The organism is Streptomyces sp. TS71-3, from assembly GCF_018327685.1.
Taxonomy (GTDB): Bacteria; Actinomycetota; Actinomycetes; order Streptomycetales; family Streptomycetaceae; genus Streptomyces.
Genome location: NZ_BNEL01000001.1, coordinates 4,772,869 through 4,786,272, shown reverse-complemented (window position 1 = coordinate 4,786,272; position 13,404 = coordinate 4,772,869). Strand labels below are relative to the sequence as shown.

11 protein-coding genes and 1 pseudogene are annotated in these 13,404 nt (G+C 72.2%); 5 read left to right on the top strand and 7 right to left on the bottom strand.

Features of this window, described 5'->3' with window-relative positions; translation table 11 throughout:
* Positions 1-76 precede the first annotated feature (76 nt).
* Together Sm713_RS19375 and Sm713_RS19370 are read right to left on the bottom strand one after the other, a co-directional pair.
* Positions 77-703 (bottom strand): annotated as a pseudogene (locus tag Sm713_RS19375) (GntR family transcriptional regulator); the annotation flags it as partial.
* Positions 704-786: 83 nt separating this feature from the next.
* Positions 787-1,323 (bottom strand): ATP-binding protein, encoded by a 537-nt coding sequence (locus Sm713_RS19370; protein ID WP_212910845.1) that lies wholly within the window; start codon positions 1,321-1,323, stop codon positions 787-789.
* Between the two features lie 159 nt (positions 1,324-1,482).
* On the opposite strand from Sm713_RS19370, the gene Sm713_RS19365 reads away from it, so the two are divergent.
* Both Sm713_RS19365 and Sm713_RS19360 read left to right on the top strand, forming a co-directional pair.
* Positions 1,483-2,337: a helix-turn-helix transcriptional regulator gene (locus tag Sm713_RS19365; protein WP_212910844.1), complete on the top strand. Its 855-nt coding sequence runs from the start codon at positions 1,483-1,485 to the stop codon at positions 2,335-2,337.
* Complete coding sequence (locus tag Sm713_RS19360) at positions 2,334-2,555, top strand: DUF397 domain-containing protein (RefSeq protein ID WP_212910843.1); 222 nt, start codon at positions 2,334-2,336, stop codon at positions 2,553-2,555. Before Sm713_RS19365 ends, Sm713_RS19360 begins: the two co-directional genes overlap by 4 nt.
* A 17-nt stretch (positions 2,556-2,572) precedes the next feature.
* Here the strand turns inward: Sm713_RS19360 and Sm713_RS19355 are convergent, their stop codons facing one another.
* From Sm713_RS19355 to Sm713_RS19345, 3 genes are all read right to left on the bottom strand, one after another.
* On the bottom strand, positions 2,573-3,133 hold the full coding sequence (locus tag Sm713_RS19355) for a VOC family protein (protein WP_212910842.1): 561 nt from the start codon (positions 3,131-3,133) through the stop codon (positions 2,573-2,575).
* 123 nt (positions 3,134-3,256) lie between these two features.
* Positions 3,257-4,735, bottom strand: coding sequence for a cytochrome P450 (locus Sm713_RS19350; protein WP_212912121.1), 1,479 nt, complete (start codon positions 4,733-4,735; stop codon positions 3,257-3,259).
* Between the two features lie 257 nt (positions 4,736-4,992).
* Positions 4,993-5,616, bottom strand: a complete 624-nt coding sequence (locus tag Sm713_RS19345; RefSeq protein WP_212910841.1) for an isochorismatase family protein — start codon at positions 5,614-5,616, stop codon at positions 4,993-4,995.
* A 172-nt stretch (positions 5,617-5,788) separates the two neighbouring features.
* Here Sm713_RS19345 and Sm713_RS19340 point away from each other — a divergent pair, with 172 nt between their 5' ends.
* Positions 5,789-8,800 carry a BTAD domain-containing putative transcriptional regulator gene (locus Sm713_RS19340; RefSeq protein ID WP_249416391.1) on the top strand — a complete coding sequence of 1,004 codons (3,012 nt, stop codon included), beginning with the start codon at positions 5,789-5,791 and terminating at the stop codon, positions 8,798-8,800.
* Here Sm713_RS19340 and Sm713_RS19335 read toward each other — a convergent pair.
* The gene (locus Sm713_RS19335; protein ID WP_212910840.1) at positions 8,763-9,371 is read right to left on the bottom strand and encodes a TIGR03086 family metal-binding protein; all 609 of its coding nucleotides are present in this window, start codon (positions 9,369-9,371) and stop codon (positions 8,763-8,765) included. The genes Sm713_RS19340 and Sm713_RS19335 overlap by 38 nt on opposite strands.
* Positions 9,372-9,716: 345 nt before the next feature.
* Between Sm713_RS19335 and Sm713_RS19330 the strand changes: the two genes are divergently transcribed.
* Both Sm713_RS19330 and Sm713_RS19325 read left to right on the top strand, forming a co-directional pair.
* On the top strand, positions 9,717-10,949 hold the full coding sequence (locus tag Sm713_RS19330; RefSeq protein ID WP_212910839.1) for an MFS transporter: 1,233 nt from the start codon (positions 9,717-9,719) through the stop codon (positions 10,947-10,949).
* 155 nt (positions 10,950-11,104) lie between these two features.
* Positions 11,105-11,845 carry a VOC family protein gene (locus Sm713_RS19325; RefSeq protein ID WP_212910838.1) on the top strand — a complete coding sequence of 247 codons (741 nt, stop codon included), beginning with the start codon at positions 11,105-11,107 and terminating at the stop codon, positions 11,843-11,845.
* Positions 11,846-11,889: 44 nt separating this feature from the next.
* Here Sm713_RS19325 and Sm713_RS19320 read toward each other — a convergent pair whose 3' ends face one another.
* Positions 11,890-13,296, bottom strand: a complete 1,407-nt coding sequence (locus tag Sm713_RS19320; RefSeq protein WP_212910837.1) for an amidase — start codon at positions 13,294-13,296, stop codon at positions 11,890-11,892.
* Positions 13,297-13,404: the final 108 nt, after the last annotated feature.

The window sequence follows — 13,404 nt, the reverse complement described above, 5'->3', positions numbered from 1 at the left end:
GCGCGGCGGCGTGGTCGCCGCTGTCCGCGGCATGGTGCTCGATGGCGGCGGCGAGGTCGCCGGCCCCGGCCTCGGGCGGGTAGGCGCGGGCCACGAACGACGCGATGTGGGCGTGCAGGGCGTCCGCCGCGCCGTCCGCGTCACCGGCGAGCGCGAGCCGCAGGATCTCCCGGTGCTCGCCGGCCTCGCGGTCCCAGGACGGCTGGGCCGCCCAGGCGACGGCGGAGACGAGCGCGGCCTGGTCCCGCACCTCGTCGAGCATCCGGCCGAGCAGCGGATTGCCGCACGGCGCGTACAGCGCGCGGTGGAACGCGCGGTTGGCGAGGGAGCGCTCGGCGGTGTCGGCGGCGCCGTCCGCACGCTCCAGCGCCTCTCGGGCCGCCGTGAGGGACGCGCCGCTCAGCACGGTGCGGCGCAGTGCCTCGGGCTCCAGCAGCAGCCGGACGTCGTACACCTCGCGGGCCATGTCGGCGTCCACCCGGCGCACGGTGACGCCCTTGTACTGGCTCATCACCACGAGCCCGGTGCCGGCGAGCGTCTTCAGCGCCTCCCGCACGGGCGTCTTGGAGACGCCGAACTGCGCGGCGAGCTCGCTCTCCACCAGCGCCTGCCCCGGGCTCAGCCCCCCGGTCAGGATGCGGTGCTTGATCCCTTCCAGCACGAACTGCGTGCGGGACGGTATCGGCGTCGGCACGGACGTCATGGCTCCTCGGATTCCACTGCCGCGTCTCATATATGACGTATGAAGTACGACGCGCACGAAGGTAGGAGCCGAGGGGCCGTTCGTCAATGGAGCGGACGGGGCGTGCCGTTGCCGACGCCCATCTCGCACCAGACCGTCTTGCCCGAGGGCGGATACGGCTCGACGCCCCAGCGAGTGGCGAGCGACCGGACGAGCAGCAGCCCGTGCCCGCTCTCGGGGTACGCGGCGGCGGAGCCGGGACGAGGATCGGTGCCGCTCCGAGGCCCCTCGGCCGGCCGCGGCAGGCACTCCCCTCGCGCGTCGGTCACCTCGATCCGGAGCACCGGGCCGGGTTCGTCCTGCTGGCGGGCCGGGGTGTCGTCCACGGTGAGGCGCAGGCGGAAGTCCCGGCCCTCCACCCGTCCGTGCAGCACCGCGTTCGACGCCAACTCGGCAACGAGGAGGGCGGCGGTCCCCGAGGTCTCCGTGCCGTGCGGCCAGCCCCAGGCCTCGAACTGGTTCACCGCGAGGAGACGGGCCAGCCGTGCCCCTCGCCGCGTGGCGCTGAACTGCTGGGTGAACGTCCGGGCGGGGCTGAGGGACCCGGCTCGGGAAGGGGGGTAGCTCGAAGGGGAATTCACAGAGTAACCGTCCCGTCACGCATTTACTCTGCACAGGGTGCTCAGAAGTACGTCACGCCGATGTACGAGCCGGGTCCGTGTTTGTACGGGTGCCCGGGGGTGACGCATCGGCCGTCACCGGAGTTGGTCCGGTACCTGTCGATTCCGAGGAGTGTGCGTATGGGTGACCGCCAGGCTGTCAAGCGCAAGGGCGCCGGGAGACTCCGCGGCGACGACCGCCCCCGGATCTGGACGGGATACGGGAAACTGCTCAAGCATTTCCGCGAGTTAGCCGGACTCACCCAGTCGGAACTGGCCGACGCCGTCGGCTACTCGTGCGAGCAGGTCGCCTCCATCGAACAGGGCCGGCGCCCGGCCAAAGCGGCGTTCACGGAGGCAGCGGAGCGGGTGCTGAACGCGGGCGGTGCGCTGCTGGCGCTCCAGGAGGACGTGGACCTGGCGCGGCTGCCCCTGTTCTTCCAGGACTTCGCGGCGATCGAGGCGGAGGCGGTCAGCCGGTTCTCGTACGACCCGCTGTTGATCCCGGGGTTGTTGCAGACGGAGGAGTACGCGAGGGCGTTGCAGAACGCCCACTTCCCTCCGCTGGATGACGAGTTGGTCGAGGAACATGTCGCTGGCCGGATGGCTCGGCAGGCACTCATCGGGCGCAAGCAGTCCCCCATCGTGTTCGTGTTCATCATCGAGGAGACCGCCCTCCACCGCAGGGTCGGCGGGGATGCGGTGATGAGGAGACAACTTCAGTGGCTCCTGGAGTGTGCGCAGCTTCGCAACGTCGAGGTGCAGATCATGCCCACCTCACGAGTTGCCCACAGCGGGCTCAACGGCGCCATGGTGCTCCTTGAGGACCTGGAACGGCGGCAGTTCGTCTACATCGAGGCCCAGGGCGTCGGCACTGTGCTCTCCGATCGGCAACAGGTGAGCGAGTTCTGGTTGCGGTATGGGATGCTTCGTTCACAGGCCCTCGACACCGAGGAGTCCGTGCTTCTCATCCAGCGCGCGGCGGGAGACCTATGAATACCAGTCAGTCCGCAGAGAGTTCCGTTGGCCTTACCTGGTTCAAGAGCAGCTACAGCGGCACAAATGGGGGCGACTGCGTCGAGGTCGCGATATCCCCCGGAACCGTGCACCTGCGTGACTCGAAGAACGAACCCGGGCCGCGGCTCACGCTCGCACGCACCGCCTGGGAGGACTTCATCTCCTTCGCGACATCGACGAGTCGCTTGCCGGTGTGAAACGCGGTAGCTAGAACTCAAGACGTGACCGGGGGATTTCCGGCACGCAGATCCGCCATCGCCGCAGTCATTTCGGCATCAAGCCAGAGAATCTCGGTGTAAACCCCGATCACCGGGCGCGAGTCGAAGTACGTGTAGCGACTTCCACCCGGGGAGAACTTTGCGGCCTGCACGGCGGGGCCGAACCTGGCCGCCAGGTCCGCGGCTGCTGCTTCGAAGTCGTGGACCTGGAAGCCCAGGTGGTGAAGGCCGCCTTCCGGGTGCCCGTCGAGGAACTCGGTGTACAGATCGGGGTCTCCCTCAGGGCGGGGCTGAATGACTTCGATATTGATGTCACCGATGTAGCCCAGCGCGATGTTCACGTGAAGATCGATCGGCTCACCGCCGTAGGTCGCCTCGAAAACAGGGGCGTTTTCCAGGATCCAGAATCCCGCGGGGCCATATACCCGTTCCAGCTCGGCGCACCTCGACTCCAGATCCGGTGCGACGACGCACCACTGAAGGAATCCATGGGCCAACTGATTACTGGCCGGCCGAGCGAGGTCGAATGCGGTAAGCTTCTGCACCGTTTCGTTCACGTGAATATCGTGACACCGTCCAGGCCAGTCCGCCAGCGGCGCCTTTCCGCCCTCCCGTGGGGAGCCGCCGTGGCTCCCGACAGAGCCTGATCACCCGCGACCAAGATCCGCTTTCACCTGGAGTCAGTGCGGGAACGGGCAGCGCCCGCCGTCGTCATCCGCCGTGGGGGCGGCCGCTGGGCCGGCCGCGCGGGACGCGAAGGGCACGGTGGCGTGAGCGGCAGGGGGCAGCGGGTTGCCCTCGGTGTCATGGGTGGCGAACCACGTGGCCGCGATCCCCCGGCGGCGGGCGTCGAGCACCATCCAGGTGCCGAGGACGAGTTGGGCCGGCGCCCGCACCACGTCCTCGCACCGGTCGCGTACCCGCAAAAAGCCGCGGACCGCCCGGGCCGCCCCGGACGGCAGGGGCCGCTCGCGGGGCACCAGGAGGCAGGGGCCGCGGTGCGGCAGGGAGCGGGTGTGCGAGACGGCGGTGTCGAGCCTGTAGCGGCCCAGCACCTCGCGGGTGACGGCGCGCATCACCAGCGGCGCGAGCCGCCAGGCCGGGCAGGGGCGGTTGGCGGCGACCCCGAAGGGGATGTGGTGGGCGCTCTTCGTGGACAGGGTCTCCCAGCGCTCGGGCGCGAAGGTGTCCGGGTCGGTGTAGCCGGTGCTGTGGTAGTCGGGGTAGCTGAAGCAGAGGACGGCCCCGGCCGGGATGGCGCTGCCGCCTCCGAGGTCGATGTCCCCGGTGGTGACGCGGTGCGCGATGCCGAAGAGCGGGTAGAGGCGCAGCGTCTCGTTCATGACGTGGTCGAAGTAGCGGTCGTCCGCGGGGTCCTCCGCCAGCCGCCGCTGCACGTCCCGGTGCTCGGCGAGGACGAGCAGCAGGTGGGCCATGGCCTCCGACATCTGGACGACGGCCGTGTTGAAGAAGGTGCCCTGGAGGTAGTAGGCGCGCTGCCGGGTGGACAGGCTCCGGGGCAGCTCGTGCGGCACCTCGCCGGCGGCCACCCGGCGCACCAGGTAGCGGGTGAGCCGGGCGCGGCGGTGCATCCGGCGGGGGCGGGTGCACTTCAGGGCGCTGACCACGTCGTCGGCGTTGTCGGTGATGAGCCGCCGGGCCGCGGGCGGGCAGGGCCCGTGGAAGACCAGCTCGTAGAAGAACGACGCCCAGATCGGCATCATCAGGTCGCGCAGCCTGACCAGCGTCGGCCGCCCCGCGGGCAGTTCGTCCAGCACCGCGGCGGCGCACCGGGCGGCCGCCGTGGAGAGGGCGCCGCTCGACCCGGCGAGCACGGCCTGCGTGCAGCGGGCCACCTCGTCGTAGCGCTCGCCGGCCTCCAGGTGCTCCTGGTGGATGTCGGGCCCCGGTGAGAGCCAGTACCAGAACAGGTCCGAGAGGGCGGCGCCCTTGCTGCGGCCGTTCGCGGCGGGGTGGCTGTAGATCTCCTCGAAGCGCTCGGGGCCGATCTCGGCGTTCGGGATCGTGATGCCCTCGTCGCCGTTGACCTTGGAGAAGATCTTCATCCGCAGGGCGACCACGGAGCGCGGCAGCCACAGCGGGGTGGAGAGGACCAGGCCGGCGGCGGCGAGCCGGGCGGCGGTGCGGTACCGGGTCACGTTCGCGGTGCTTCCCACCAAGGGGGCCTCCGAGTCCGTTCACGATCGGCGGCTTTCAGGCGCAGGCACCAGCCTGCGCTCCTCAAGTGACGCGGAAAGATCCGACAGCACGTTACTTTAGGCTTCAATGATGCTCTAGACCTCACGTCAGGTGACGTGGACCACACGTGCAGCTAACCCGTCCGCCCGGCCACGGCGCACGGAACCCGGGATTCGTTACTGCTGGAAGCCGGGCCTCACCCCTCGTCGCCATTGCCTCACTTGGTGTAGGCGGCCGAGATCTGGCCGAGCAGCGACGCGAACGGCATGTCGAGTGCCGCGTAGACCTCAGGCGCCTCGGGCGCGGCGTTGTCCGCGAGGATCTCGACCATGAGCGTGGCGTAGTCGCTGACGATGACCCCCGCCTGCTGGAGCCGTATCAGCCCGACCTCGTGCTTGGCGTCGGAGAAGGTGCCGCAGGCGTCCATCGCCACGTAGGTGTCGTAGCCTTCCGCGGCCGCCGCGATGGCGGGCATGGTGGCGCACACCTCCAGCGAGATCCCGGTGAAGATCAGCTTCTGGCGCTCGGTCGCCTTGATCTTGTCCCGGACCCGGCTGTCGTGCCACGCGTTGACCGTGCTGCGGTCGATGATCTCCTGGTGGTTCGGGATGATCTCGTCGAGCTCGGGGATGATGGGGCCCCACATGCTGTCCGAGGCGGTCGTGGTGACCACGGTCGGCACGCCCAGCACCCGCGCGGCCTTCGCGAGGGCGGTCACGTTGTGCTTGAGCTCCAGCAGGCTCGTGTCCCGGACCCCGCTGTAGAGACCCACCTGGTGATCCGCCAGGATCAGCGCCGCGTTGTCGGCGGTGAGGACCTCGTGGAACTTGCTGTCAGCCATGACGTTCACCTCCACAATCAGGACATACTGCCCAGGCTCTCAAGCTGAGGTGCCAGACTCAAACAGCTCCCTCACCAGGACGGACCCGCCTCCTCCCGCCCCGCAGCGCTCCCGTGCACGGCCTGCGCCGCACCGTCCGGGCCCGCCAACGGCGGTGCAGTAGGGTGACGCCATGCGGAGCACCTTCGGTGTGCTGGGGGAGATCTGCGCCCATACGGACGGCCGGACGGTCGAGCTCGGCCCCGCCAGGCAGCGGTGCGTGCTGGCGGCGCTGTTGGCCAACGCGAACCGCCAGGTGTCCGCCGACGAACTCGCCGAGCGCGTCTGGGGCCCCGCGGTACCCCGCCGGACCGCCGGCACCCTGCGTAGCTACCTCTCCCGCCTGCGCACCGCCCTCCAGGCAACCGGCACATGCCACATACGGCACGGAGCCGGTGGCTACCTCCTTGAGGTCGACGAGGCGGACGTCGACCTGCACGCCTTCCACCGGTTGCTGACCCGGGCCCGCACAGAGCCGGACGACGCCGCGGCGGCGCTGTACGAGCAGGCCCTCGGCCTGTGGCGCGGCGAGGCGTTCGCCGACGCGGACACCCCCTGGTTCGCGGCCCAGCGCGGTGTCCTGGACGCCGAGCGGCTGGCCGCCCAGCTCGACCTGGCGGACATCGAGCTGCGCCTCGGCCACCACGACCGGCTCCTCGCGGAGCTGTCCGCCCGCGCGTCCGCGCACCCGCTGAACGAGCGGGCGGTCGGGCAGTTGATGCTCGCGCTGTACCGCGCGGGCCGCAGGGCCGAGGCGCTCGGGCGGTACCAGGACACCCGGCGGCGGCTGGCCGGCGAGCTGGGCATCGACCCCGGCCCGGCGCTCTGGCGCCTGCACAACCAGATCCTCTCCGCGGACCCCGAGCTGGCCCGGCCCGCGCCCACCCCGTACCCCGCACCGCCGACCCAGGCGCCCAAGACCCTGACAACGATGCCGGTGCCGCGCCAGCTCCCGGCGCCGCCGCCGCTGTTCACGGGCCGCGGACGCGAACTCGCCGCGCTGGACGGCGCCCTGCGGGCGGGGCCCCGCAGCGACCGGTCGGTGGCGATCGCGGCGATCTGCGGCACCGGCGGCATCGGCAAGACCTGGCTGGCACTGCACTGGGCGCACCGGAACATCGAGAACTTCCCCGACGGCCAGCTCTATGTGAACCTCCGCGGCTTCGCGCCCGCGAGCCCTCCCACGCCACCCGAGGCGGCCGTGCGCACCTTCCTCGACGCGCTCGGTGTCGCCCCCGCGGCGATACCGGTGGACGTGGAGGCGCAGACGGCGCTGTACCGCAGCCTGGTGGCCGGCAAGCGGATGCTGATCGTCCTCGACAACGCCCGGGACACCACGCAGCTCGCCCCGCTGCTGCCCGGAACGTCCTCCTGCACCGTGCTGGTGACCAGCCGTCACCAGCTGGCCGGTCTGGTGGCGGGCCACGGCGCCCACCCGCTGGCCCTGGACACGCTCGACCCGGTCGAGGCACGGCACCTGCTGGCCCGGCACCTCGGCGCGGAGCGCATGGCGGCCGAACCGCGGCCGGCGGCCGACCTGCTGGAGCACTGCGCCGGGCTGCCGCTGGCGCTCGGCATCGTCGCCGCCCGCGCCACCATGCACCCGGACTTCCCGCTGGCCGCGCTGGCCGAGGAGCTGCGCGGGGACACCACCCGGCTGGACGCCCTGGACGCCGGGGAGCTCACCGCCGACCTCAGAACCGTCTTCTCCTGGTCGTACCAGGCGCTCACCCCGGCCGCCGCCGGGCTGCTCCGGCTGCTGGGCAGCCACCCCGGACCGGACATCTCCCGGCCCGCGGCGGCCAGCCTCGCCGGGCTCACCGCCGAGGGGGTGCGCCCGCTGCTCGCCGAGCTGGTCCGCGCGAGCCTGATCACGGAGCCGGTGCCCGGCCGGTTCGGCTTCCACGACCTGCTGCGCGCCTACGCCGCCGAGCAGGCGCGGGCACGGCTCCCGGCCGGCGAACGGCGCGCCGCCCTGCACCGCGTCCTGGACCACTACGTGCACACGGCGCACGCCGCCGCGCTGCTGCTGTATCCGCACCGCCACCCGATCGCGCTGCCCGCTCCGGTGCCGGGGGCCGTCGTCGTCGGGCTCGACGGCCACCAGCAGGCGATGGGCTGGTTCACCGCGGAGCACGCGGTACTGCTCGGCGTCCTCCGGCAGGCCGCCGAGGGCGGGGCTGGGAACGGGACCGGGGCCGGGAACGGGAACGGGGCCGGGAACGAGGCCGGGCGGGAAGCCGGGGACACGGCCGCTCAAGGGACTCAAGGGGCTCAAGGGACCCAGGGGACTCAAGGGACTCAGGGGACGGCCGAGGGAGCCGCCCAAGGCTTCCCCGCCCACGCCTGGCAGCTCGCCTGGGCCCTGGAGGACTACTTCGACCGCCAGGGCCACTGGCACGACCACCTGCACACGCACCTCGTCGCGCTCGCCGCCGCGAACCGCGGCACCGACCCGGCCGGCCGCGCCCACGCACACAACGGTCTCGCCAGGCCCTGCGCCCGGCTGGGCCGGTACGCGGACGCCCTCGACCACCTGGAGCGTGCGCTCGCGTCCTTCACGGAGCTGGGCGACCACGTCGGGCAGGCCCGCGCGCACCACGGAATGGCCTGGGTGTTCGGGCTCCAGGGGCAGCACGACACGGCGCTCGGCCACGCCGAACAGGCGCTGTTCCTCTACCGGGTCAGGGGCAACCGCCCCGGTATGGCCCTCGCCCTCAACGGCGTCGGCTGGTACCACACCCTGCTCGGCCGCCACCGCAGCGCGCTGGACTACTGCGAGCAGGCGCTCGCCCTCCACCGGGAACTGGGCCACCGGCACGGGGAGGCCGCGGCCTGGGACAGCCTCGGCCACGCCCACCGCCACCTCGGCCACCACGAGCAGGCCATCACCTGCTGCCGGCGCGCCCTGCGGCTCTTCCAGGAGGCCGGCGACCGTTACGCCGAGGCCGAGGCCCTGCTCTCACTGGGCGACGCCCACGAGGCCGCCGGCGACTCCGGCGCGGCCGGGGCCACCTGGCAGGACGCCCTGGAGATCCTCAGCCAGCTCGGCCACCCCGACGCGGAGCAGGCCCGCGCGAGGCTCCGCGACCGCACGGCCCACCCGGTCAGCGCGGTGGCGACCAGCGCGGATCACGGCCGCTGAGCCCGATCACGCGGTCCAGCAGCGGCGCGCCGTCCGGCACCGGCACGACGGGGCCGAAGATCCCCCCGCGGGACGGGTCCTGCGCGCTCGGCGCCAGCATGGCGTGCGCCGCGCGCAGGGCGGCCTCGTCGGGTGCGTAGTCCTGGCCGGTGGCGCGTGCCAGGTCCCAGCCGTGCACGACGAGTTCGTCGGAGACGACGAGGCCGGCGACGGCGCCGGGAAGGTCCACCCCGCCCGCGCGGGTCTCGCCCGCCCAGGCGTCCGGGTCGAGCCAGGCGCCGGCCAGTTCGTCGAGGACCTCGGGCAGGGTGGCACGCCAGTCGGGGCCCACGTCGGGCAGCGTCCGGTCGGGCGGGGTGGCGGTGGTGGCGCCGAGGTCCTTGCGGGCGGCGTCCCGGAAGGCCACGGCCAGGCCGGCGAGGTGGCCGATCAGATTGCGCACGGCCATCTCCGGGCAGGGCGTGCGGCCTGCGAGCTGTTCGTCCGTGACGCGTTCCGCCAGCCGCGCCAGCACGCGGACCTGCGGCCGCAGGTCCACCGTCCGCGCCGCATCCGTGGTGCCGTCGGTCATGTGGTGCTCCTCTCCGAGGATTCTGAAGCAGGGCGCACGGGCGGTGGGGTGCCCCACGCGTCCGTGCGGTCTGCCGCGTGTTCGTGAGCGGATCCCGCCGGCCGGGGGGCGTCCCACCGTCCGCGGGAGGCCCCGCCCGTAGGAAGTCCTGTCCGTCGGAGGCCCCGTCCGTGGGAAGTCCTGTCCGCGGGAGGTCCGTCGCATCCATGACCACCGCGGGCCGCGAAACTCATCGCTCCGGTCCGGACGACGCATCCCTGCGGCCCGGCCGTGCCGCGGCCACCGCCGTACCTAGGGCAGTCCCCCGATCCCGACCGGGGGTCCTTAGATCCACGATGACCTGGCATGACATGGTCACTGACGCGCGTCCTGCGGGACCGCAACGCGGGGCTGTACCTGGCTGGGGTAGTGGTCTCGGGCTTCGGGACGTCGGCGATGTTCCTGGCGAGCGGCATCTGGGTGAAGGAGCTGACGGGTTCCAACGGCCTGGCGGCACTGGTCACGTTCGCCGTGTGGGCGCCGAGCCTCGCCGGGCCGCTGCTGGGCGCCCTGGCCGACCGCACCCGCCGCCGGCCCCTGCTGGTGTGGCTGGACCTCTGCCTGGCCGCGCTGCTGCTCTCCCTGTTCGCCGTGGACTCGGCGGGCCGGCTGTGGATCCTCTTCGGCGTGCTGCTGGCGTACGGGGCGGGCAGTGTCGTGTCGGACGCCGCGGAGTCCGCCCTCGTGGTGGCGGCCGTCGACAAGAGCCTGCTGGGCGACTTCAACGGGCTGCGGATGTCCGCGCAGGAGGGCATGAAACTGGTGGCGCCGCTGGCCGGGGCGGGCCTCCTGGCGGCCTACGGCGGCGCCCGGGTCGCCCTCCTGGACGCGGTCACCTTCGTGGCCGCCGCGGGGCTCTGCCTGCTGCTGAAGGTGCGCGAGGAGCCGCCCCGGCCGCGGACGGCGGGCTGGTGGGCCCAGACCGCCGAGGGTGCCAGGCATCTGTGGGGCCGGCCGGAGCTGCGGCGGCTGGTCGTCGCGGGCGGTGTGACCCTGCTGCTGGCCTCGCTCAGCAGCTCGACGCTCTACGCGATGATCGACGCCCTCGGCCGCCCGCCGGAGTTCGCCGGGGTGCTGTACCCGGTGCAGGGCGTCGGGTCCGTGCTGGTCGGGGCGGCATCCGGACCGCTGCTTCGGCGGCTCGGGGAGCGGCGCTTCGGGGCGTACGGGATCGCGCTGACCGCGGTGGCGACGGCGGCCCGCGCGCTGCCCTACGACGCGGTGGCGCTGGTCAGCAACGGGGCGATCGGGCTGGGGCTGCCGTGCGTGCTGATCGCCGCGTTCACGGCGGTCCAGCGACAGACGCCCGGCGCCCTGCTGGGCCGGGTGTCCGCCACCGCCAACACGCTGATGTTCGCGCCGAACGCCCTGGGTCTCGGCCTGGGCGCGGCCCTGGTCGAAACGGTCGACTTCCGGGTCCTGCTGCCCGTCTACGGTGCGTTGGGCCTGCTCACGGCTGGGGCACTGCTGTGGCGGCGCCCGGAACCCGTACCCCAGGGGCCGGTCACCCCCGGACCCGTCTCACCGGCCGACCAGTAGGACGCGCAGGTCATGGCTCCTCACGCGCCCTGGCGCAGGGCGGCGGCCATCCACGCGCGGAGTGCCGCCGCCCGGTCCGGTGGAGCTCGTTCACACCCGTCACCAGGGGATCTCAAGCGGCCTCAGAGTCAAGGAACCGGCCTAGGATCGGCGGTATGGCCCTGCGACCTGTTCAGGTGAACATCAAGGCCCTTGATGCCCCGGCCGTCGGCCGTTTCTGGGCGGAGGCGCTCGGCTGGAGTGCCTACAGCCCCGGCGTGACCACCTACGTCGGACCCGCCGGCGGCGCCGTCTGGCCGGACCCGGTCTTCGTCTGCGTCGACGTCGTTCCCGTCCCGGAAGCCAAGACGACGACGAAGAACCGCCTGCACCTCGATCTCGCCACCACCTCCGCGGCCCACCAGGAGGAGCTGGTCGCGCGCCTGAAGGCCCTCGGTGCGACGCCCGCCCACGTGGGCCAGGGCGACGTGCCGTGGACGGTCCTCGCCGACCCGGAGGGCAACGAGTTCTGCGTGCTGCAACCGCGGGAGGTCGACCGGGACACCGGGCCCATCGCCGCGGTGGTGGTCGACTGCGAGGACCCGCGGGCCATGGCCCGGTTCTGGGGTGAGGCGATGGACTGGACCCTGCACGAGGTGACGGACGACCACGCGGCCCTGCGCTCCGCCAAGGGCGTCGGCCCGCACCTGGAGTTCCTCCGCACACCCGGCGCGAAGACGGTGCCGGACCGCGTCCACCTCGACCTGCTGCCGTACCCCGGTGACGACAAGGCAGCGGAGGTCGCCCGGCTCCGGGCCCTCGGCGCGACCGACCTCGACATCGGCCAGGTCGACGTCCCGTGGACTTGCCTGGCCGACCCGGAGGGGCACGAGTTCTGCGTCCTGGCCCTGTCCTGAGGCGGAGCCGGAGTGGCGACCTGCGGGCCGTTGAACGAATCCCCTCAGAGAGCAGGGTGGAGGTCGCGCACCCGGCTCAGCGTCTCCAGCAGCGAGGCGACGTGCAGGATCGTCGACTCCGCGTGCCAGCCGGCCGCCACCTGTACGCCGATCGGCATACCGTCGCTGCTCGTGCCGAACCGCATGGACAACGCCGGCAGGCCCGTCAGGTTGAACGGGACTGTCGTCGACGACACGTGGAAGGTGCCCACGGTCTGGCCGTCGAGGGTGAACTCCCCGAGCTGGTGCTCGTGGGCGGGGATCGTCGTCACCGGGAGCAGCAGCGCGTCGTACTGGTGGAAGTACTCCGCGAAACCGTCCCGCAGCCGCCCGACGCCCTGTTCGGCCCGGACGTAGTCCTCCACGGACGTGTCGGGCATGCCGAACAGGGTCTTTGAGTAGCTGAACATCTGGTCCTCATGACCCGCGGTGACCTCCCGGAAGGCCGGCTTCACCTCCATGACGCTCAGCTTGTTCCAGAGTTCGAGAGGGTTGTCCCGCTCAAGGGCCGGGATGCTCACGGCATCGACCCGGACGCCCGCCCCCTGCAGGGCGTCAGCCGCCGCCCGCACGGTCGCCGCGACCTCCGCATCGGTCGGGCCGAGTCCCGAGTCCACCAGCCAGCCGACGCGCACAGGCCGGTGAGGCGAGGCGCCGAGGCCGGCGTCGAACTCGCCCGGGACGGTGGCGAAACCGTCGGCGCCGTCAGGACCGGCCAGCAGCGCATAGGCGAGGGCGAGGTCGCGGATGCTGCGGGCCATGGGACCGGCGTGCCAGTCACGGCGCGGCTCCCGCGGCCAGATCCCCGTCATCGGGATGCGCCCGTGCGTCGGCTTGAAGGACACGACACCGGTGTCGGCCGCCGGCCCGCGCACCGAGATGGACAGGTCGCTCGCGAGTCCGAGCGGCGACATCCCCGCCGCGATCGCCGCGGACTCCCCGCCGCTCGAACCGCCCGGCGAGCGGTCGAGGTCCCAGGGGTTGTTCGTCCTGCCCGTCAGGAGGTTGTCGGACTCGACCCAGTACGAGAACTCCGGGAGGTTGGTCTTCGCCAGCAGGATCGCTCCGGCACGCTTGATGCGTGCCACAGCGGTGGCGTCCGTGTCCGGGACACGCCCCGCGAAGATCGGCGAACCGCGCTGGGTGAGCACTCCGGCGGTGTCGAACGAGTCCTTGACCGTGAAGGGCACGCCGTGGAGCGGCCCCACCTCCCCGCCCGCCGCCAGCTCCTCGTCCGCCGCCCTCGCGGCCTCCAGCGCACCCTCGGCGAGCGTGACGATGGCGTTGATGCTCGGATTCGTGGCCTCGATGCGGTCGAGGTGCGCCTGCACCACCTCGGCGGAGGAGACCTTCCCGCTACGGATCAGCTCGGCGAGTTCGCTCGCGTCGGAGTGAATGAGGTCGGTGGTCATGACGCAGCCTTTCTAGACCGGTCTACTCCAGATTCTCAGACCGTTCTGCTGTTTGCTGTCGCGTCCGGATTCGCGTCCGGATTCGCGTCCGGGTTCGGGTTCGCTGTT